Below are 22,304 nucleotides of genomic sequence, written 5' to 3'. Positions count from 1 at the left end.
TGGGGAGGAAAACGGGTTTTCAACCCCCGGTTGCGAGGGGAATGCAACCGGAGATGCCTGCGCTCTTCAGGCGGGACAAGGTACCATCGGCACCTGAGCGATTATTGTAAGGACCTATAACAACGCGATTCCAGCCACCACCGGTGGTTATCCGACCTTCAAAGCCTTCAAATGCCAGCTTGGCGCGCTGCGATTCTGCCTGTTCGGTTCCTTTGAACGAGCCACACTGCACCATAAAGTGCTGCGTTTTTTCCTGCTCTTTCGGTTTATCTTTTGGTTTTTCAGGTGCGGCCTGAGTGATTTCTGCAGGCTGTTGTTGCGGTTGCGGTTGCGGCTGCTCTTTCGGTTTTGGCTTCGGCTGAACAGGCTGAGTCTGAGCTTGCGGTGCGTGAACCGGCTGATTTTGCACCTGCGCCTGCGGGGCACGAACCGGCTGAGTTTGCACCTGCGCCTGTGGGGCACGAACCGGCTGTTGCGGAACGACCGGCTGGACGTTTCTGTGCGTCGTCACGGGTTGTTGCGTATTTTGCTGATAAGGCTGCTGAGTTGCGGTCTGGCGCTGAACAGGAGCGGTGCGCGTGACCTGCGAAGGATCGTTATACGGAACTTCAGACAGGGTGGTTGGTGTCTGGCGCATATCGGCCTGCATCTGATCAAGTAACTGGCGCTGCTCCGGCGTCAGCTGGGTTTTGGTCTGCGCTTCACCACCGGCGGTTGGCTCGGTTGGTGTGGCGACACCCATCTGCCGGTTTTCCAGCTCTTTAATGTAGCGCCAGCGCTCTTCCGGTTTCGGCGGCAAGCCGTTGCCCGGCCGCACAGGGTGCGTCGGCAAAATGGCAGCATCTTCAGGTTTGTTGTGCGTAATGAAATAGAGGCCACCGATAAACACCACCAGGACCGCAACGGCTAAGACCACCATGGTTTTGGAGATAATCGGGGAACTGCTTTTTTTCTTCCGGCTGGTACTTTTCCGCCGCGCTCCTGAGCGCCCACGGCTTACATAGTCTTTTTGTGCCACTATCGTTTCGCTGTGTCGTTGTATTGAGAGAAGTGCGTCATGTTACTGAACCCTGAGCCTTTACTGAAACGAAAACTTGCTGAAGGAGAAACATCTTATCAGCGCTTGGGGGCAGCAGTGCTGCCACGGACAATCAGTTCGCTTTCCAGCAAACGCGAGCCACTTTGTACTGAATTGCCATAAAGCTGCTCAAGTAATAATAACATGGCCTGACGTCCAAGCTGGAATCTTGGCTGTGCAACAGTCGTCAGTGGGGGATCGAAATACTGGCTGAGCTTGATGTCATCAAAACCCACAACCGATAAATCCTGCGGGATCTGCAGACCCATTTTCTTGGCCTGATACATCGCACCAATAGCCATGACGTCGTTATGGCAAAAAATTGCCGTTGGCGGCACCGGCTGGCTCATTAGTTCCGCCAGCGCCAGCGCGCCCGACTCATAACTGAAATCACCTTTGGCCGTATAGCTGTTTTCCACCGTCAGCCCGTTGCGACGCAAAGCCTGTATATAGCCCTGCGACCGGTACTGGCACAGCGGCATACTGTCCGGCCCGGCAATACACCCGATGCGCTGATGTCCCAGACCAATCAGATAGTGTACAGCCTCATAGGCGGCCGTCAGGTTGTCGATATGTACAGTCGGCAGCTCCAGTTCCGGCGCGAATTCGTTCGCCATCACCATCGGCGGTAAGTTGCGCTGCTCTTCTTTACTGGCGTCGAAGGGGAGATCGGAGCCGAGCAGCAGCATGCCATCAATCTGCTTGGTGATAATCAGATTGATGAAAGTTTTTTCCTGCTGATTCTGTTGCGCACAATCACCGATCAAGACCAGATAGCCATTTTCGGCGGCAGTACGCTCGATCCCCTGGATCACATCGGCAAAATAGGGATCGCAAATGTCGGGGACGATCACCAGTATAGTTCGGGATTCATTGCGCTTAAGGTTACGTGACAGCGCGTGAGGAGAATAACCCACGGCCATGACGGCCTGTTCAACTTTCTGACGGGTCGGGGCCGAGACCTTTTCCGGGTTCATCAGGGCGCGAGATACGGTTGCTGTCGAAACACCTGCCATTTCAGCTACATCTTTCATCGTAGCGGCGGTCAATTCTTTCTTTTCGTCCAACGCATCTCTCCTTGCAACTGCATCATTCTGATACGACAACATGGAATTTTCCTCAACGCTACCCTGGTTCCTTGAGATTCAGCCTGTGCTAATCCGGCGCTTAGCGCGTCCGGCTCACGATGGCTGCGTAGCTCATCACATTCTAAACAGTTTGTGGTTAGGATTTGTTACCTAATTTGCATGAAAAGTGTGACCCAGATGCTTTTTTTCGATCCATCCCGCAGAAAACCTCAGGGCTTTCGCCCGTCAGCTGTCGATCGGGTCAACATCCAGCGTCCATTTCACTTTTCTGGCCTGCGGTAAATTGGCGATCAAAGGTTGAGAACTTTTAATCAAATGCTGCAAAACGCGGCGGGAAGGATGCTGCAACAAGAGTTGCCAGCGGAAGCGGCCATTGCGTTTGGCGGCCAGCGCCGGAACCGGGCCTAAAATCCACAGGGATTCATCTTTCAGCGGGCTGGCTTCAAATAAATTACGCAATTGCTGTAGAAACAGCGCGGCTTGCTGATTGTCGTGGTCTTCCGAACGAATCAAAATATGGCTGGTGTACGGCGGTAAAAACACACTTTTACGCTCTGCCAGCGTCTGTTTAGCGAAGGCATCATAACCTTGCTCAAGCAGTACTTTCAGTAACGGATGTTCGGGATGGTGCGTTTGCAGCACCACTTCACCCTGCTTACCGGCACGGCCCGCACGGCCTGAAACCTGCGTATACAGCTGTGCAAAGCGTTCTGCCGAGCGGAAATCTGCCGAGAACAGCGCGCCATCAACATCAAGCAGTGAGACCAGCGTGACATCAGGGAAGTGGTGGCCTTTGGCCAGCATCTGCGTCCCGATGAGAATACGCGCGCCGCCGCGATGCACTTCTGCCAGATGCTGTTCCAGCGAGCCTTTACGGCTGGTGGTATCGCGGTCGATGCGGGTGATCGGCGTATCGGGGAACAGCGGTGCCAGTTCATGCTCCAGTTGCTCGGTCCCCACGCCGACGGAAACCAACTGCGTCGACCCACAATGCGGGCACTGATGAGGCACGGCGCGCTGACTGTCGCAGTGGTGACAGCGAAGCTGGCGCTGATTCTGGTGCAGCGTGTAGTAGTGATCGCAGCGCTGACATTCGGCTATCCAGCCGCATTCGTGGCATAGCAGCGCCGGAGCGTAACCGCGGCGGTTAAGGAACAACATCACCTGATTATCGGCTTTCAGATGCTGCTGCATTCGCTGGATCAGCGGTTGTGAAAGACCGACTTTCAGCGCCATACCTTTCAGATCAATCAGATGCTGTTGCGGTGGTTTTGCATTACCGGCACGTTTGGTCAGTTTCAACTGGCGATATTTACCCAGTTCGACGTTGTGCAGGGTTTCCAGCGCCGGAGTCGCGGAGCCCATGATAATAGGGATATTTTCTTCGTGTGCGCGAAACACCGCTAAGTCACGGGCGTGATAGCGCCAGCCTTCCTGCTGTTTATAGGAGCCGTCGTGTTCTTCATCAATGATGATGACGCCCAGCCGGGCAAAGGGCGTAAATAAGGAGGAGCGGGTGCCGATGACAATACCCGCCTCACCATTGCGCGCACGCAGCCACACGGCCAGGCGCTCGCTGTCGTTCAAACCGGAGTGCAGCACATCGACCGGCGCACTGAAACGCTCGCGAAAACGGGCAATCGTCTGTGGCGTCAGGCCGATCTCTGGCACCATCACCAGTGCCTGACGGCCCTGCGCCAGAATGTTTTCTAACACGCTCAGGTAGACTTCCGTTTTTCCAGACCCGGTCACGCCCGCTAGCAACCAGGCGGAGAATTGCTGGTCTTCGCTGCGAATCGCCCCGACGGCGGTGGCCTGTTCGGTATTCAAACGCAGGCGTTCGCCGATGACGGTGAAATGAGTGCGCCAGTCCTGCGTAGCTGGTGCGATGCTGCGTAAATCGGCCAGCCCTTTGGCGCGTAACGCCTGCAGGGCGGCATCGGTCAGCTCGAGGTCATTCACCTGATGGCGGTAAACACCACCCTGCATCAGTGCGGCCATCGCCTGCTGCTGTTTGGCAGCCCGTTTCAGGCTATCGAGCGGCGTCACGCGCCCCTGTTCGGTGGCGAACCATTGCCACAACGGCGTGAGTTCGGCGGGTTTCCCCTGACGCAGCAACACGGGCAGGGCGTGAAACAGCACTTCGCCTACGGGGAAATGGTAGTAGTCGGTCGCCCAGAGAAGAATGCGCCATAAATCTGGCGTAAACAGGCTGGCGGAGTCGAGCACTTCGCGCACCGGCTTGAGTTTATCCAGCCCAAATTCGCTGGTCTCGCTGATGGCCGTCACAATGCCAATCGCGTCGCGTTTACCAAAAGGCACGCTGACGCGACAACCTTTCACTACCTGCATACCCTCAGGTAAAAGATAGTCAAACGTGCGGGAGAGCGGAACGGGTAAAGCAACGTGGGCAACAGGCATCGGGGGGTCCAGACTTTAAAAAAATGACGAGATAGTGTACACTGTGTCACTCGAAATGCATGAACATCATTGCGCGGCCCACAAGGATTCTGTATGATTCGCCGCCTTTGGTGCATTTCGCATCAAAACCTATCATCCACTACTACGCGTGGTGTCCGACGAAACAGGGTTGGATAGCGACGCGGCCTTAAGAAGAGGTTTTCCATGAAAAAAGGTATTCACCCTAAATACGTAGAAGTTACTGCATCTTGCTCATGCGGTAACGTAATCAAAACTCACTCAACTGTGGGTCACGATCTGAACCTGGACGTGTGTGGCGAATGTCACCCGTTCTACACTGGTAAGCAACGTGAAGTCGCTACCGGTGGCCGTGTTGACCGCTTCAACAAGCGTTTCAGCATGCCAAGCAGCAAGTAATCGCTGTTTGAGAGCAAAAAAACCCGCTTCGGCGGGTTTTTTGTTGTCTGGCATTCAGGCAAAACATCATTTACTGCACGGGCATCACTCACAACCAATGACGCCTGCACGACAGTGCGCACAGGCTGCTCATCACTTCGCTTAATATTCCCAGGTATCGGGATCCACACCCAGTTCACGCATCAGGATCTTCGCCGCTTCCGGAATTTCATCACTGCGTTCTTTGCGCAGATCTTCGTCATTCGGCAATGGCTGTCCGGTAAAGGCGTGCAGGAAAGCCTCACACAATAATTCACTGTTGGTCGCATGACGCAGGTTGTTCACCTGGCGACGGGTGCGTTCATCGGTGAGAATTTTGAGGACTTTCAGCGGAATGGATACCGTGATTTTCTTAACTTGTTCGCTTTTCTTACCGTGTTCAGCGTATGGGCTGACATATTCGCCGTTCCACTCAGCCATGGGACACCTTAAATTTATCAAAAAAAATAATATTCTGAAAACCGGGGGGATTATGCCCGATTTTCGCTGATCTCACTAAATAAATGTCCCTCTGGGACCGGGTAATATCAGAGAAATGTGCGCTGTGCGATTCATTCGGCCAGCGGACTGGCCTGTCTACGCCCCCGTCTGAACCCTCTGATTCTGATAACGCTATAATTTTAGCGGGTATTGCCCTGTTGCTCAATCTATACGCAAAGAAGTTTAGATGTCCAGATGTATTGACGTCTATCTTGTCAGCGATTAATCTTTGTTACCTCATCCTCAGCACCCGGCAGAGAGAAACAACTATGATACGCAAGCAAGCGACGATTGCCGTCGGCAGTGGCCTGAACAGTGACCAGCAATATGGCTGCGTCGTTCCGCCAATCCACCTCTCAAGTACTTACAATTTCGAAGATTTTAATCAGCCAAGAGCCCATGACTATTCACGACGCGGAAATCCGTCGCGTGACGTCGTACAGCGCGCGCTGGCCGATCTCGAAGGTGGGGCCGGTGCGGTGATGACCAGCAGCGGCATGTCGGCGATTCATCTGGTATGCACGGTGTTTCTCAAACCCGGCGATCTGCTGGTTGCGCCGCATGACTGTTATGGCGGCAGTTACCGTCTGTTTGACAGCCTGAGCAAGCGCGGCGCGTACCGCGTGCTGTTTGTCGATCAGGGCAATCCACAGGCGCTGGCTGCTGCACTGGCTGAAAAACCAAAACTGGTGCTGATAGAAACCCCAAGTAATCCGCTGCTGCGCGTGGTCGATATTCAGGTGATTTGTGACGCTTCACACGCCGCCGGTGCACTGACCGTGGTGGACAACACCTTCCTCAGTCCCGCTTTGCAGCAGCCGCTGAAACTTGGCGCGGATCTGGTGGTCCATTCATGTACTAAATATCTTAACGGCCACTCAGATGTTGTTGCTGGCACCGTGATTTCCAAAACGGCTGAACATGCCACCGAGCTTGCCTGGTGGGCCAACAATATCGGCGTGACCGGCGCGGCCTTTGACAGCTATTTGCTGCTGCGCGGCCTGCGTACCCTGACGGTGCGGGTAAAACAGCAGCAGGAGAATGCGCTGGCGATTGTGGCGTATTTACAACAGCAACCTTTGGTGAAAAAGCTGTATCATCCTTCCCTGCCAGAGAACCAGGGGCATGAGATTGCCCGCCGTCAGCAGTCTGGTTTTGGCGCAATGATCAGTTTTGAATTCGACGGAGATGAAGCGCGTTTACGGCACTTTCTCTCCCAATTGAAGCTATTTACCCTCGCAGAATCCCTGGGTGGAGTTGAAAGCCTGATTTCCCACACCGCCACCATGACCCACGCGGGCATGGCACCGGAGGCGCGTAAAGCAGCCGGGATCTCCGACAGCCTGCTTAGGGTTTCTGTAGGTCTTGAAGACAGCGAAGATTTGATTGCCGATCTGGAACACGCATTCCAGGCGGCGGCAACGAGGTAAGTATGAATGCAATAGCGGTAGCAGCACCGGCGGGAAGCCGGCAGTTGCATAAGTTTGGTGGTAGCAGTCTGGCCGACGTGAAGTGTTATTTGCGCGTGGCCGGTATTATGGCCGAGTACGGTAATCCGGGCGACATGATGGTGGTGTCCGCTGCGGGCAGCACCACAAACCAGCTGATCAGCTGGCTGAAGCTCAGCCAGACCGATCGCCTGTCGGCGCATCAGGTCCAGCAGGCATTACGCCGCTATCAAAATGAGCTGATATCTGGTCTTCTTCCACCGGAAATGGCTGAACCGCTTATTGCGAAGTTTATCCAGGATCTCGAACGTCTGGCGACGCTGCTCGACGGCAAAATCACGGACGCTACCTATGCCGAAGTAGTCGGGCATGGAGAAGTCTGGTCTGCGCGGCTGATGGCCGCGTTGCTAGCAACCAAAGATCTGCCCGCGGCCTGGCTTGATGCCCGCGATTTCCTGCGTGCAGAACGGGCTGCTCAGCCTCAGGTGGATGAAGGCCGTTCGTACCCGCTGTTGCAACAGTTGCTGGCACAGCATCCGCAGCAATATTTGGTCGTCACCGGGTTTATCTCGCGCAACGAAGCAGGTGAAACCGTACTGCTGGGCCGTAACGGCAGCGACTACTCCGCCACGCAGATTGGCGCGCTGGCTGGCGTCAACCGGGTGACTATCTGGAGCGACGTCGCCGGGGTTTACAGCGCTGACCCGCGCAAAGTCAAAGATGCCTGTCTGCTGCCTTTATTACGTCTCGACGAAGCCAGTGAGCTGGCCCGTCTGGCCGCGCCGGTGCTGCATACCCGTACCTTGCAGCCCGTTTCCGGCAGCGATATCGACCTGCAACTGCGCTGTAGTTATCAGCCGGAGCAGGGCTCAACCCGTATTGAACGTGTGCTGGCCTCCGGGACCGGCGCGAAAATCGTCACCAGCCATGACGATATCTGCCTGATTGAAATTGTTATCCCGTCTGAACATGACTTCCAGCTGGCGCATAAAGATGTCAACGTGCTGCTCAAGCGTGCTCAGGTAAAACCGCTGGCGACCGGTATTCATCCGGACCGCAATCTGCTGCAACTCTGTTACACCTCTGAAGTGGCGGGCAGTGCTTTGCAGGTGCTGGAAGATGCGGGCTTGCCGGGACGTTTGACGCTGCGTGAAGGGCTGGCGCTGGTGGCGCTGGTCGGTGCTGGCGTGTGTAAGAATCCGCTGCACAGCCACCGTTTTTATCAGGAATTGAAAGATCAGCCCGTTGAATTTATCTGGCAGGCGGAAGACGGCATCAGTCTGGTGGCTGTGCTGCGTCTCGGACCGACCGGACATCTGGTTCAGGGCTTGCACAACACGCTGTTTCGCGCTGAAAAACGTATCGGTCTGATGCTGTTCGGCAAAGGCAACATCGGGTCACGCTGGCTGGAACTGTTTGCCCGTGAGCAGAAAAATATTTCCGCACGCAGTGGTTTCGAATTCGTTCTGGCCGGTGTGGTGGACAGCAAACGTAGCCTGCTCAGTTATGACGGGCTGGACGCCAGCCGCGCGCTGGCCTTCTTTGATGACGAAGCCCGCGATCACGACGAAGAGTCACTGTTTTTGTGGATGCGCGCACACCCGTTCGATGATTTAGTGGTCCTCGATGTGACCGCCAGTGCAGAACTTGCCGACCAGTATCTGGATTTCGCCAGCTACGGTTTCCACGTGATCAGCGCCAATAAAGTGGCGGGTGCGTCCAGCAGCAATCAGTACCGCCAGATTCGTGATGCCTTCGCGAAAACGGGCAGCCATTGGTTGTACAACGCCACCGTCGGTGCCGGTTTACCGGTCAACCACACCGTGCGGGATCTGTGTGAAAGCGGCGACAGCATTCTGGCGATCAGCGGAATTTTCTCCGGCACGCTGTCCTGGTTGTTCCTGCAATTTGACGGCACACTACCTTTCACCGAGCTGGTGGATTTAGCCTGGCAGCAGGGGCTGACGGAACCCGATCCGCGCGTTGATCTCTCGGGTCAGGATGTGATGCGTAAACTGGTGATTCTGGCGCGCGAAGCGGGCTATGACATCGAACCTACGCAGGTGCGCGTGGAGTCTCTGGTGCCGCTCGGCTGTGAAACCGGCTCGGTGGATCAGTTCTTTGAAGACGGTGAAGCACTGAATCAGCAAATGCTGCAACGTCTGGAAGCGGCGCGTGAAATGGGGCTGGTGCTGCGTTATGTGGCGAGATTTGATGCCAACGGTAAAGCGCGTGTGGGGGTTGAAGCGGTACGCGATGACCATCCTCTGGCGTCGTTACTGCCATGCGATAACGTCTTTGCCATCGAAAGCCGCTGGTATCGCGACAACCCACTGGTGATCCGCGGGCCGGGTGCCGGACGTGATGTTACGGCGGGTGCCCTGCAGTCTGACCTTAACCGCTTGACGCAACTGCTTTAATTTAACTCTACCCTTCCGGCGCCCGCCGGAAGGGGCTTCATGCATTTCTCTCATCATCTTCTGCTGTAAAACCCTCAACTTGAAATTCCTTCAATTTGAATGAAGATTAATCATACTTGGATGCATTTTTGGCGTTGACAGTTTTGCTGACTTCCTTCATTGTCTATCCATACGTTTAGACGTCTAGACGCTTACAAGATAAGCCAATAACAATACAAAGTGAGCAACGAGGTAGAGAGCATGAGTTTTTTCCACGCCAATCAGCGCGAAGCGTTGAACCAGAATCTGGCCGAACTGCAGGGTCAGATTAACGTCTCTTTTGAATTTTTCCCGCCGCGTACCAGCGAAATGGAAGATACGTTGTGGAGCTCAATCGATCGTCTAAGCAGCCTCAAGCCAAAATTCGTTTCCGTGACTTACGGTGCAAACTCCGGCGAGCGCGACCGCACGCACAGCATCATCAAAGGCATTAAAGAACGCACCGGTCTGGAAGCCGCACCGCACCTGACCTGCGTGGACGCCAGCCGTGAAGAGCTGATTCAAATTGCTCAGGATTACTGGCAGAGCGGGATTCGTCACATTGTGGCACTGCGCGGTGATTTACCACCGGGCAGCGGTAAGCCTGACCTGTATGCTACCGATCTGGTGTATTTACTTAAAAGCGTGGGTGATTTTGATATCTCCGTCGCGGCTTATCCGGAAGTTCATCCGGAAGCCAAAAGCGCGCAGGCTGACCTGATTAACCTCAAGCGTAAAATCGACGCTGGTGCCAACCGCGCCATTACTCAGTTCTTCTTCGACGTAGAAAGTTATCTGCGTTTTCGTGACCGCTGCGCCGGGCAGGGCATTGATGTAGAGATCGTGCCGGGTATTCTGCCGGTGTCAAACTTCAAACAGTTGACCCGCTTTGCTACCATGACCAACGTGCGCGTACCGCACTGGATGACCGGTCAGTTCGAAGGCTTAGATGACGACCCGGAAACCCGCAAAATGGTGGGCGCGAATATTGCCATGGACATGGTGAAAATCCTCAGCCGCGAAGGCGTGAAAGATTTCCACTTCTACACCCTGAACCGCGCTGAGATGAGCTACGCTATTTGCCATACGCTGGGTGTGCGCCCGGAAGCGGCTGCGCCGATTCGCGCTGTGGTCTGATAATCATTTTCTGACCTAAACATCAGGCGAAAAAAAACCGGCTTAATCGCCGGTTTTTTGTTTTTGTGGTTCTGCTAACCCGTGTTACGCATACCTGCCGCCACACCGGCGATGGTCACCATCAGCGCCTGTTCAACATGGGCATCCGGTGCATCACCGGTTTTTTCCAGTTGACGCGAACGGTGCAGCAGTTCAGCCTGCAATACGTTCAGCGGGTCGGTGTAGACGTTACGCAGCGCGATGGACTCGGCAATCCACGGCAGGTCGGCCATCAGATGGTCGTCGTTGGAAATCGCCAATACTACGTTGATATCGCTTGCCAGCTGGTCACGCAGTTTCTGGCCGAGTGGCCACAGTTCTTTACCGACCAGACGCTGGTCGTAGTATTCCGCCAGCCAGAGATCGGCTTTGGCGAACACCATTTCCAGCATACCGATGCGCGTAGAGAAGAATGGCCAGTCGCGGCACATGGACTCCAGCTCATCGCGTTTTCCGGCATCCACCACCGCTTGCAGACCAGCACCGGCGCCTAGCCAGGCGGGCAGCATCAGACGGTTTTGCGTCCAGGCGAAGATCCACGGAATGGCGCGCAGGCTTTCGACGCCGCCGTTGGCTTTACGTTTTGCCGGGCGCGAACCCAGTGGCAATTTACCCAGCTCCTGCTCCGGCGTCGCTGCGCGGAAGTAAGGAACGAAGTCTTTGTTTTCGCGCACGTAACCGCGGTACATCTCGCAGGAGACGTCAGAGAGCTGCTCCATAATCTCCACCCAGGCCTTTTTCGGCTCCGGCGGTGGCAACAGGTTAGCTTCGAGGATCGCGCCGGTGTAGAGCGCAAGGCTGCTGATGGTCACTTCAGGCAGGCCGAATTTAAAGCGGATCATTTCGCCCTGTTCGGTGACGCGCAGGCCGCCTTTCAGGCTGCCCGGTGGTTGTGACAGCAGTGCTGCGTGGGCAGGTGCGCCGCCGCGACCAATTGAGCCGCCACGTCCGTGGAACAGCGTCAGCAGCACTCCGGCTTTCTCGCAGGTTTTGATCAAGGCGTCCTGTGCACGATACTGCGCCCAAGATGCCGCCATTACACCGGCGTCTTTCGCGGAGTCGGAGTAACCGATCATCACCATCTGTTTGCCCTGAATGCAGCCGCGGTACCAGTCGATGCTCAGCAACTGAGTCATCACGGAATCGGCGTTGTTCAGGTCATCTAAGGTTTCGAACAACGGCGCAACTGGCAGAGTGAACGGGCAACCGGCTTCTTTGAGCAGCAAATGCACCGCCAGCACGTCGGATGGCGTTTTCGCCATCGAGATCACGTAGGCCGCGATGGAGCCTTCCGGCGCCTCGGCGATCACCTGACAGGTGTCGAGCACCTCTTTGGTGAATTCGCTCGGTTCCCAGAAACGTGGCACCAGCGGACGCTGGGAATTCAGTTCACGGATCAGGAATGCCTGTTTGTCAGACTCTGACCAGCTTTCATAGTCGCCAAGGCCTAGATAACGGGTGATTTCAGCAATCGCGTCGGTATGGCGCGTGCTCTCCTGGCGGATGTCGATACGCACCAGAGGTACGCCGAAACAGCGCACGCGGCGCAGCGTGTCGAGCAATTGGCCGTTAGCAATAATGCCCATGCCGCAGGCTTGTAGTGACTGATAGCAGGCGTACAGCGGTTCCCACAGCTGATCGTTATTGACCAGTAAATCATGCGGGCGCGGCAGACGTTCGCCCTTCAGGCGCGCTTCCAAATAGGTTTGGGTTGAAAGCAACTGAGCGCGCAGACGTTTCATGATCACGCGGTACGCTTCTGGCTCGCCTTCGCCTCCTGCCAATTCACGCAGCTCTGGCGTGCATTCGGTCATCGAAAGCTCGGAGACCAGCACCGCGATGTCGCGCAGGAACAGGTCAGTGGCTTTCCAGCGGCTAAGCAGCAGTACGTGGCGGGTAATATCCGCGGTGACGTTCGGGTTACCGTCGCGGTCACCACCCATCCAGGATGTGAATCGCACCGGTACGGCTTCCACCGGCATTTTATAGTCGAGCGAGGTTTCCAGTTGTTCGTTAAATTCACGCAGGAAAGCCGGAACGCCTTCCCACAGGCTGTTTTCAACGACAGCAAAGCCCCACTTGGCTTCATCAACAGGAGAAGGGCGATGTTTACGGATTTCGTCGGTATGCCATGACTGGGCAATCAGCTGGCGCAGACGACGCATAATCTGTTTGCGTTCGTAGTCGGCCAGATCATTGTGGTCGAGCTGTTTGAGACCGCTGTTCACTTCCACCAGTTTGTGGATCAACGTACGGCGGGCAATTTCGGTTGGGTGAGCGGTTAAAACCAGCTCGATAGACAGTTCTTCAACCGCGTCACGCAGTTGTTGGGAAGTCAGATTTTTGGACTTCAGGCGTTCAATCAGCTGTGCCAGCGCATCCGGATTACTCGCGGCTTCACCGTGCGGCGAAATGCTGTGATATTGCTCGGCAACGTTGGTTAAATTCAAAAACTGGCTGAAAGCACGGGCCACAGGCAGCAGTTCGTCATTGGACAAATTTTGCAGCGTGGAAAGCAGCTCCTTACGATCTGCCTCATTACCGGCACGTGAGGATTTGGATAACTTACGAATTTTCTCAACACGATCAAGGATATGCTCTCCCAACGTATCTTTGATCGTGTCGCCAAGCAGTGTACCTAACATACTGACATTACTGCGCATTGCGGAATATTGTTCGTTCATATCGCCTCTGACCCTCTACCCGTTCTTTTATTTAAAATTATATTTTCTGTAAATAACTATCACCCGTAAGACGCTGTCGCCTTGATTCATTTTTACACTGCGAACTTGATCACATTTTTTAAAACAGCACCTGTTTTACCGCAAAACGACCGATTTCCTCACTAGAAAAATGGTGTTTTTGGCAAACTTGCTGAATTTTCATCATCGCCAGCCCGATATCAGTTTGGCTAATCACGCTTTTGTACAGTATCAAAGGGCACCCGCAGGTGCCCTGTTTGTTTCTGCCCCATCTGCAATACAGGATTAGTGGAAGCAGAAATGGTGCACGACCTGCGTGATCAACTCACGGGTCGGTTTGATAAAGGCGGTATCAAGGTATTCGTCTGGCTGATGTGCCTGTTCAATAGAACCGGGGCCGAGCACCAGCGTCGGGCACAGCTCCTGAATAAACGGGGCTTCAGTGCAGTAGTTGACGATCTCGGTTTCCACGCCGAGCAGTTTTTCCACCACCTGCACCAACTGGTGGTCCGGCGGGCACTCATAACCGGGGATCGGCGGGTGAAGTTCTTCGATAGCCACCCGGCCCGGCCAGCGGCTGCTTACCGGTTCCAGCGCTTCTTGCAACAGTCCGTCCAGGTCAGACAATGTCAGCCCCGGCAGCGGGCGGATATCCATGTGCAGTTCGCAGCAGGCACAGATGCGGTTGGCTGCGTCGCCGCCGCTGATGTGGCCGAAGTTCATGGTCGGATAAGGAATGACAAACCCGCTGTGGTTATAACGCTCTTTCAGCATATTGCGCAGGCCAATCAGTTGGGTGATGGAGTCATGCATCAGGTCGATGGCATTAACGCCGCGCCCCGGATCGCTAGAATGGCCCGACTGGCCCGTAATACGGATGGCGTTCGAGATGTGGCCTTTATGCGCGCGCACTGGTTTGAGCGACGTCGGTTCACCGATGATCGCGCAGTCCGGGCGAATCGCCGTATTCTTCGAAAAATAGCTGGCACCGGCCATGGTCGTTTCTTCATCGGCGGTCGCCAGAATATATAGCGGTTTAGTCAGTTTCGTTATGTCGACATCACGCAGCGCATCGACGATAAAAGCAAAGAAACCTTTCATGTCAGCCGTACCCAAACCGTACAGCTTATTTTCGTGTTCGGTCAGGGTGAAAGGGTCACGGGTCCAGCGGCCATCGTCGTAAGGAACCGTATCGGTATGACCCGCTAACAGCAGACCACCTGCGCCTTCACCGGTGCTGGCCAACATGTTGAATTTATTACGTGTATTAGGTACGGGCTGAATCTCAACCTTAAAGCCAAGATCGCGGAACCAGCCAGCCAACACGTTGATTAAGGTTTCATTACTTTGGTCCAATGCGCTGTCGGTGGCACTGATCGAAGGTATCGCGATTAACGCCCGGTAAAGCTCAATAAAAGGAGGTAATTTCATCTTCACTGTTGACAGCCTTTAGTTAGGGTAGTATTCATATTCATGCAGTTTATGTGAATAAAAATACATTAAGCCAGCACGTAAGGAAACCGGAAAAAGTTTACCGGGTTCGCAAAACGAAATGGTCGAAAATTTCGCGGGTGAACGGCGTATAACGCGGTGATCCCTGTTACCTAAGTAGTACGCTGTATCGCAAAGCCATACAGTTAAGTTGAGAAGGTGAACAGACCCCATGTTGAATACGCTGATTGTTGGTGCCACGGGTTATGCCGGAGCCGAACTCGCGGCTTACCTGAGCCGCCACCCACATATGAACATAACCGGTTTAACGGTTTCAGCGCAAAGTGCAGATGCAGGAAAATTGCTTTCTGATTTGCACCCGCAGTTAAAAGGCATCGTTGATCTGCCTGTTTTAGCGATGAAAGATGTTCAGGAAGCCGCGAAAGGCGTCGATGTGGTTTTTCTGGCTACGGCCCATGAAGTCAGCCACGACTTAGCCCCGCAGTTTCTGGCGGCCGGTTGCGTGGTGTTTGATTTGTCCGGTGCGTTCCGCGTCAACAAACCTGAGTTTTACTCCGAATTTTACGGCTTTGAACACCAGCATCTCGACTGGCTGGACAAGGCGGTGTACGGCCTGGCCGAATGGCAGGCTGACAAAATCAAAGACGCCCAGCTTATCGCCGTACCGGGTTGTTACCCGACGGCTTCGCAGCTGGCGCTCAAACCTCTGCTCGAAAACGATCTGCTCAATGACAGCCAGTGGCCGGTGATCAACGCCACCAGCGGCGTCAGCGGTGCAGGGCGTAAAGCGTCTATCGGCAACAGCTTCTGTGAAGTCAGCCTGCAACCTTACGGCCTGTTCAATCATCGTCATCATCCGGAAATTGTCGAGCACCTCGGCGTGCCGGTGATTTTCACGCCGCATCTGGGGAATTTCCCGCGCGGCATTCTGGCGACCATCACCTGCCGCCTGAAAGCGGGCGTGACGGCGCAGGACGTGGCTGAAGCTTTCCACAACGCCTATCACGATAAACCTCTGGTGCGTCTCTACACCAAAGGCGTTCCGGCACTGAAAGATGTGGTCGGGCTGCCGTTCTGTGATATCGGTTTTGCGGTCAAAGGCGAACACCTGATTGTGGTGGCAACCGAAGACAATCTACTTAAAGGCGCATCCGCGCAGGCTGTGCAATGTCTGAACCTGCGATTCGGTTTCCCCGAAACACAATCACTGCTATAAAAACCTTAGATAAAATCAAGTACATACTTTTAACCGGTTGAGGCGCAAACAGCTATGAATCCGTTAGTTATCAAATTAGGTGGTGTGTTGCTGGACAATGAAGAAGCGCTTGAGCGCCTGTTCATGGCGCTCGTGACTTACCGCCAGCAATATCAGCGCCCATTGGTGATCGTTCACGGCGGTGGTTGCCTTGTCGATGAGCTGATGAAAAAGCTGAATCTGCCCGTGGTGAAAAAGGCCGGTCTGCGCGTCACACCGGCGGATCAGATTGACATCATTACCGGCGCCCTGGCCGGCAGCGCTAACAAAACCCTGCTGGCGTGGGCGATTAAACACGACATTAATGCGGTTGGCCTCTCTTTGGCCGACGGCGGTTCCGTCAGCGTGACACAGCTTAGTGAAGAATTGGGTAACGTCGGCAAAGCCGAAACCGGTTCTCCTGCGCTGATTAATACGCTGACCGGTGCGGGTTATCTGCCGATTGTCAGCTCTATTGGCATCACTGCCAAAGGTGAGTTGATGAACGTCAACGCCGATCAAGCTGCGACCGCACTGGCGGCAACGCTGGGTGCAGATTTAATTCTGCTGTCAGATGTCAGCGGTATTCTTGACGGTAAAGGCCAGCGCATTCCGCAAATGAGCGCTGAACGAGCCGAACAGCTGATTGAGCAGGGCATCATCACTGACGGCATGATTGTGAAAGTTCACGCCGCGCTGGACGCCGCGCGTTCGCTCGGTCGCCCGGTGGATATTGCCAGCTGGCGTCACGCCGAGCAGTTACCGGCACTCTTTAATGGCACGGCGATTGGCACCCGTATTCTGGCGTAATCGTCGTACTGAAACCCCATTGACCGATTTGTTGAATCAATAAAATTTTTAAAGGAAATCACCATGGCAGCAACTAAAGGCATCAAGAAAATTGTTCTGGCTTACTCCGGCGGTCTGGATACATCAGCTATCATTCCTTGGCTGAAAGAGAACTATGGCGACTGCGAAGTGGTTGCGTTCGTGGCTGATATCGGTCAGGAACGTGCTGATCTGGAAGGCATCGAACAAAAGGCGCTGCGTACTGGTGCTTCTGAATGCCACGTGGTTGATCTGCGTGAAGAGTTCATCAAAGACTACGTGTATCCGGTGCTGAAATCGGGCGCTCTGTATGAAGGCAGTTACCTGCTCGGCACATCGATGGCTCGTCCGTTGATCGCCAAAGCGCAGGTTGAGCTGGCGCTGAAAGTGGGCGCTGACGCGTTATGCCACGGTGCAACCGGTAAAGGTAACGATCAGGTCCGTTTTGAAACCACCTACACCGCGCTCGCGCCACAACTGAAAGTGGTTGCACCTTGGCGTGAGTGGGATCTGCGTTCCCGTGAAGCGCTGCTCGATTACCTGAAAGAGCGTAATATTCCGACGACCGCTTCGCTTGAAAAAATCTACAGCCGTGACGAAAACGCCTGGCACATTTCCACCGAAGGCGGCGTGCTGGAAAGCCCGTGGAATGCAGCGAACAAAGATTGCTGGGCGTGGACCGTGGCACCAGAAGATGCACCGGATCAAGCTGAAACCGTCACCGTTAAAGTGGCCAAAGGCGAAGTGGTTGCCGTTAACGGCGTTGAACTCACCCCGTTCCAGTGCCTTGAAGCACTGAACGTACTGGGCGTGAAGCACGGTATTGGCCGTATCGACATCGTTGAAAACCGTCTGGTCGGCATCAAATCCCGTGGTTGCTACGAAACCCCAGGCGGCACCATCATGATGGCAGCACTGCGCGGCGTTGAGCAGCTGGTTCTGGACCGTGACAGCTTCAAATGGCGTGAACAGCTCGGTCATGAAATGTCTTATGTGGTTTACGATGGCCGCTGGTTTGCGCCACTGCGTGAGTCCATTCAGGCTGCTGCTGATGCACTGGCAGAAGACGTGAACGGCGAAGTTGTTATCAAACTCTACAAAGGCACAGCAACCGCGATTCAGAAACAATCGCCAAATAGCATGTACTCAGAAGAGTTCGCGACCTTCGGTGAAGATGAAGTGTATGATCACAGCCACGCGGGCGGCTTCATTCGTCTGTTCTCGTTGTCGTCACGCATTCGCGCATTAAACGCTAAGAAGCAGTAATAAGCGCACAGACATAGATATTAAGGGCGCACATGCTGCGCCCTTTTGCATACATTAAAGGAGTACAGGTTATGGCACTTTGGGGCGGACGGTTCAGTCAGGCAGCCGATCAACGGTTTAAAGAGTTAAACGATTCACTGCGTTTTGATTACCGCCTTGCGGAGCAGGATATTGTCGGGTCAGTGGCCTGGTCGAAGGCGCTGGTCACGGTCAACGTATTGACCGCTGACGAACAGTTACAGCTGGAAGCCGCGCTGAACCTGTTGCTGGAAGAAGTCCGCGCCAATCCGCGTGCGATTCTGGCAAGCGATGCCGAAGATATTCACAGCTGGGTTGAGCAGAAGCTGATCGACAAAGTCGGTAACCTCGGTAAAAAGCTGCACACCGGCCGCAGCCGTAATGATCAGGTGGCTACTGACCTCAAACTCTGGTGCAAAGCCCAGGTCGTCGAACTCGGCGAAGCGCTTCACCATTTACAGCAAGCACTGGTCGCAACCGCCGAAGCTAATCAGGACGCTGTGATGCCGGGCTACACGCATTTACAGCGCGCACAACCGGTGACATTTGCCCACTGGTGTATGGCCTACGTTGAGATGCTGGCGCGTGATGAAAGCCGTTTGCAAGATACCCTGAAACGTCTGGACGTCAGCCCACTCGGCAGCGGCGCACTGGCGGGAACAGCATACCCGATGGACCGCGAACAGCTGGCCGGCTGGTTAGGTTTTGCCTCTGCCACCCGTAACAGTCTCGACAGCGTTTCCGACCGTGATCATGTCATGGAGCTGCTCTCCAATGCGGCTATCAGCATGGTGCACCTGTCGCGTTTTGCCGAAGACCTGATTTTCTTCAACAGCGGTGAAGCGGCGTTCGTCGATTTGTCGGATCGCGTGACTTCAGGTTCTTCGCTGATGCCGCAGAAGAAAAACCCGGATGCGCTGGAATTGATCCGTGGTAAATGCGGCCGCGTACAGGGCGCCCTGACCGGCATGATGATGACCATGAAAGGCTTGCCGCTGGCGTACAACAAAGACATGCAGGAAGATAAAGAGGGGCTGTTCGATGCGCTTGATACCTGGATGGATTGTCTGAACATGGCGGTACTGGTGCTGGATGGTATTCAGGTGAAGCGCCCGCGTGCCAAAGAAGCTGCGCAACAGGGCTACGCCAACTCCACCGAGCTGGCCGACTATCTGGTTGCCAAAGGTGTTCCGTTCCGTGAAGCACACCATATTGTCGGTGAGGCAGTGGTTAAAGCGATTGCTCAGGGTAAAGCACTGGAAGCCTTACCGCTGGCCGATTTGCAGAAATTCAGCAGCGTAATCGGCGACGACGTCTATCCAATCCTCGAATTGCAATCTTGCCTCGACAAGCGTGCGGCGAAAGGTGGTGTGTCACCCGAGCAGGTGGCACTGGCGATCCGCGAAGCAAAATCACGTCTAGGCGAATAACGTTTAAATCAGTTCACATCGAAAGGGCTCAGAATACTGAGCCCTTTCCTTATTCATCTTACAAGCAAATGTCTTTCCACTCGCGCGGGCTGTCTGTCAGCAGTTCGAATCCGTCTTCGGTCACCAGCACGTCATCTTCAATTCTCGCGCCGCCAATGCTTGGAATATAAATGCCCGGTTCGATGGTGATAACCATGCCCGGCTCCAGTATTTGCGGATTCTCCGAACGAAGCGACGGGGCTTCGTGCACGTCTAAACCGAGGCCATGGCCGAGATTATGGCTGAAGTATTCGCCGTAGCCCGCATCATCGATAATGTCTCTCGCCAGCCAGTCCAGCTCCTGACAACTTATGCCGGGGCGAACGGCTTCACGGGCGTTTTGCTGCGCCCGCAACACGGTGTGGTAAATCTTCTCCAGTTCAAAGCTGACCTGCCCCAGAGCGAAGGTGCGGGTGATATCTGAGCAGTAATGTCCGAAGACCGCGCCAAAATCTATCGTCACCAGCTCGCCGTTTGACAGTAGTTTATCGGTCGGCCTGCCGTGAGGCAGGGCGCCGCGCAGGCCGGAAACCACGACAGTATCAAATGACGTTTTACTTCCTCCCGCCTGCCTTACTGCCATTTCAATGTGGTCGGCCAGCTCTTTTTCAGAAATACCGGGCTGAATAAAGGGCATAACGTTGCTCAGGGCACGGTCGGCAATGCGGGCTGCCGTACTGATGAACTCAATTTCATCCTGATGCTTGATCAGGCGCAGGCCGCTGGTGTCCCAGTGTTGCAGGGGGAAATCGCACTGCACTGCCAGGGTTTTCCAGGCCTGATAACTTAACTGGGCGGCGTCGATGCCGAGCGATACCCACGGATGCTGCTGGTGAATATCGGCTAGATGGTGGGCCAGTCCGTAAGGCTCGCTCAGCAGCCTGATATCAAATTCAGGGCTTTGCTCCCGGCATTCGGCAATGTAGCGGCCATCCACCAGTAATGTCTGGCTTTCTTGTGTGATAAGTACGTAGCCGGAGGCGCTATAAAGGCGGGCGATATAATATTTGCTGAAGCGGTCGGTCAGCAAAACAGCTTGCAGATGCTGCTCTGCCATCATTTGACGAAGGTGACTTAAACGCAGTGCGTAGCTCATGTTTCTCCCTGAAAGGCAGCAGGGTACAACTGTACCCTGCAATACTCTTACGCGACCTGTAACAGGCCTTTTTTAATCAAGTGGTTGCGATAATAGACGCAAGTGACCGCAATAAACAGTGAGCCTGCGGCCAGACCAATCAGATAGGCCGGGATATTGGTGATCAGCGGCCATGCCCAGATTGCCGACTCAGGGAACCATTGTACGGCACCGAGCGAGACACCCAGCAGTGCGCCAATCACGGCGCCCAGCACATACACTGGGATCACGAAGCCCGGACGTTCCAGCGCAAATGGGATAGAGCCTTCTGAAATGCCCATAAAGCCCAGGAAAATCGCGGTACGGCCAATCTGGTTAAACTGTTTATCGTAGACCCGGCGGCCAACCAGCCATTTGTCGATCACGGTGGATAACCCGAGGCCGAAGGAGGGAATAACAATCGCCAGACAACGTGCGGTGATGGGCAATACTTTCTCAGTGGTGAAGCCGAGCGCCACAAACCCAGCGGCTTTGTTGATCGGACCACCGAGATCGAACGCGGTCGCCGCGGCTAACAACGTGGCATAAAAGTAAGTTCCCGCTGCGCCAGCGGTCTGCAAGGCTTCTTTGATCAGCGTATTCAGCCAGCCACCGATAGGCGTGATGATAAAGACCATCAATACCATGGCGAGGATGGCGGAAATCAGCGGAATAAAGAAGGTGGTTTTGAACGCCAGCCAGCTGTGAGGCAGCTTAATGGTTTTGTTCAGCCACAGGACGAAATAGCCGACGACAAAGGCGATGACGATTGCGCCAAGGAAACCCGAGGCCACCGGGGCGACGGTCGACCATTGTGCATTGACCGTCGTAGGGATCGCGACCGGTTTGATCGCCACGTATCCCCCGATGAAACCCGCCGCCAGCGCCGTTTTTCCGCCAATGGAGTTGGCAGTAAAGGCCGCAAACATCGGGATAGCAAAGCCAAACAGGGTAAAGCCGAAACTTTCCATGATGCTGGCAATCTGCAACATCCACACCGAGCTGCCGGTATAACGGCCACTGTTGAGCGCCGCAATGATGGATTCATCCGGGGACATGCCGAGAAAAACATACGGAATAATCTGCGACAGCGCGCCAATCAGACCGCCCATGATTAACACCGGGATCATGTAGGAGATCCCGGTCATGATGTGCTTACTGAACTCCTTCCATGCGCGGCTTTCGCCTTTTCCTGTCGAACCCGTTGGGGACGCCGGGCTTTCCTGCGCCGAATCGTGCCCGGTATTTATTATTTTTTTATGTATCGCCACGAGGTAACTCCTTCAAGATATTGAAAGAAAATAGGCTGAAAGTTTTACTGCGCCTGATCCTGCTCGATTTCATCAATCAGACTGCCGGCATCTTTAACGGCATCTTTCAGCTCGACGTCATACACCGCATAACCGTTGAAACGCTCCAGATTCTGCGGCGTGATACCGGTGGCATGAATAATCACGGTGGCTTCGGCAATGTCGGCGGGCGTCAGTTCGTTCTGAATACCATCGGCACCCTGGGTTTCGACCTTCACCTCATAACCGCGTTTACGGGCTTCTACCTCAATGGCTTCGGCCGCCATAAACGTATGGGCCAGACCCATCGGGCAGGCGCACAGAGCAATCAGTTTTTTAGCAGACAT

The 22,304-nt window shown here is 54.6% G+C and carries 17 protein-coding genes; 8 read left to right on the top strand and 9 right to left on the bottom strand.

The window, feature by feature from the left end:
* Positions 1–19: 19 nt before the first annotated feature.
* The 3 genes from ftsN to priA form a co-directional block, all read right to left on the bottom strand.
* Positions 20–1,018: a cell division protein FtsN gene (gene ftsN / locus ACZRKO_RS21090; RefSeq protein ID WP_463739200.1), complete on the bottom strand. Its 999-nt coding sequence runs from the start codon at positions 1,016–1,018 to the stop codon at positions 20–22.
* 98 nt (positions 1,019–1,116) lie between these two features.
* Complete coding sequence (gene cytR, locus ACZRKO_RS21085) at positions 1,117–2,145, bottom strand: DNA-binding transcriptional regulator CytR (RefSeq protein WP_463739199.1); 1,029 nt, start codon at positions 2,143–2,145, stop codon at positions 1,117–1,119.
* A 246-nt stretch (positions 2,146–2,391) separates the two neighbouring features.
* Positions 2,392–4,587 (bottom strand): primosomal protein N', encoded by a 2,196-nt coding sequence (gene priA, locus ACZRKO_RS21080; RefSeq protein ID WP_463739198.1) that lies wholly within the window; start codon positions 4,585–4,587, stop codon positions 2,392–2,394.
* 204 nt (positions 4,588–4,791) lie between these two features.
* Here priA and rpmE point away from each other — a divergent pair, with 204 nt between their 5' ends.
* On the top strand, positions 4,792–5,004 hold the full coding sequence (gene rpmE / locus ACZRKO_RS21075) for a 50S ribosomal protein L31 (RefSeq protein ID WP_463739197.1): 213 nt from the start codon (positions 4,792–4,794) through the stop codon (positions 5,002–5,004).
* A 141-nt stretch (positions 5,005–5,145) separates the two neighbouring features.
* On the opposite strand, the gene metJ is transcribed toward rpmE, so the two are convergent.
* Entirely contained in the window at positions 5,146–5,463 is a 318-nt protein-coding gene (gene metJ, locus ACZRKO_RS21070) for a met regulon transcriptional regulator MetJ (protein WP_004392248.1), read from the bottom strand.
* A 329-nt stretch (positions 5,464–5,792) separates the two neighbouring features.
* Between metJ and metB the strand changes: the two genes are divergently transcribed.
* The 3 genes from metB (at position 5,793) to metF (ending at position 10,546) form a co-directional block, all read left to right on the top strand.
* Entirely contained in the window at positions 5,793–6,953 is a 1,161-nt protein-coding gene (gene metB, locus ACZRKO_RS21065; protein ID WP_463739196.1) for a cystathionine gamma-synthase, read from the top strand.
* 2 nt (positions 6,954–6,955) lie between these two features.
* Positions 6,956–9,391 (top strand): bifunctional aspartate kinase/homoserine dehydrogenase II, encoded by a 2,436-nt coding sequence (locus ACZRKO_RS21060; protein WP_463739195.1) that lies wholly within the window; start codon positions 6,956–6,958, stop codon positions 9,389–9,391.
* 240 nt (positions 9,392–9,631) lie between these two features.
* Positions 9,632–10,546 (top strand): methylenetetrahydrofolate reductase, encoded by a 915-nt coding sequence (gene metF / locus ACZRKO_RS21055; protein WP_463739194.1) that lies wholly within the window; start codon positions 9,632–9,634, stop codon positions 10,544–10,546.
* 74 nt (positions 10,547–10,620) lie between these two features.
* Here metF and ppc read toward each other — a convergent pair whose 3' ends face one another.
* A complete protein-coding gene (gene ppc / locus ACZRKO_RS21050; protein WP_463739193.1) occupies positions 10,621–13,269 on the bottom strand; it encodes a phosphoenolpyruvate carboxylase in 2,649 nt (882 codons plus the stop codon).
* A 303-nt stretch (positions 13,270–13,572) separates the two neighbouring features.
* The gene (gene argE / locus ACZRKO_RS21045; RefSeq protein WP_463739192.1) at positions 13,573–14,724 is read right to left on the bottom strand and encodes an acetylornithine deacetylase; all 1,152 of its coding nucleotides are present in this window, start codon (positions 14,722–14,724) and stop codon (positions 13,573–13,575) included.
* Between the two features lie 226 nt (positions 14,725–14,950).
* Here argE and argC point away from each other — a divergent pair, with 226 nt between their 5' ends.
* The 4 genes from argC (at position 14,951) to argH (ending at position 19,515) form a co-directional block, all read left to right on the top strand.
* Positions 14,951–15,955, top strand: a complete 1,005-nt coding sequence (gene argC / locus ACZRKO_RS21040) for an N-acetyl-gamma-glutamyl-phosphate reductase (protein WP_463739191.1) — start codon at positions 14,951–14,953, stop codon at positions 15,953–15,955.
* A 54-nt stretch (positions 15,956–16,009) separates the two neighbouring features.
* Complete coding sequence (gene argB / locus ACZRKO_RS21035; RefSeq protein WP_463739190.1) at positions 16,010–16,783, top strand: acetylglutamate kinase; 774 nt, start codon at positions 16,010–16,012, stop codon at positions 16,781–16,783.
* 63 nt (positions 16,784–16,846) lie between these two features.
* A complete protein-coding gene (locus ACZRKO_RS21030) occupies positions 16,847–18,067 on the top strand; it encodes an argininosuccinate synthase (protein ID WP_463739189.1) in 1,221 nt (406 codons plus the stop codon).
* A gap of 71 nt (positions 18,068–18,138) precedes the next feature.
* Entirely contained in the window at positions 18,139–19,515 is a 1,377-nt protein-coding gene (gene argH, locus ACZRKO_RS21025; RefSeq protein ID WP_463739188.1) for an argininosuccinate lyase, read from the top strand.
* Between the two features lie 58 nt (positions 19,516–19,573).
* On the opposite strand, the gene ACZRKO_RS21020 is transcribed toward argH, so the two are convergent.
* From ACZRKO_RS21020 to ACZRKO_RS21010, 3 genes are read right to left on the bottom strand one after another with little or no spacing between them, the layout of a single operon-like run.
* Positions 19,574–20,650 (bottom strand): M24 family metallopeptidase, encoded by a 1,077-nt coding sequence (locus tag ACZRKO_RS21020; RefSeq protein ID WP_463739187.1) that lies wholly within the window; start codon positions 20,648–20,650, stop codon positions 19,574–19,576.
* A 47-nt stretch (positions 20,651–20,697) separates the two neighbouring features.
* Positions 20,698–21,939, bottom strand: a complete 1,242-nt coding sequence (locus ACZRKO_RS21015; protein ID WP_463739186.1) for a PTS fructose transporter subunit IIC — start codon at positions 21,937–21,939, stop codon at positions 20,698–20,700.
* 44 nt (positions 21,940–21,983) lie between these two features.
* Complete coding sequence (locus ACZRKO_RS21010; protein WP_463739185.1) at positions 21,984–22,304, bottom strand: PTS fructose transporter subunit IIB; 321 nt, start codon at positions 22,302–22,304, stop codon at positions 21,984–21,986.

It is taken from the genome of Ewingella sp. C233 (genome assembly GCF_055407225.1).
The sequence above is the reverse complement of the archived record's forward strand: the minus strand, read 5'-3'. Positions and strand labels throughout refer to the sequence as shown.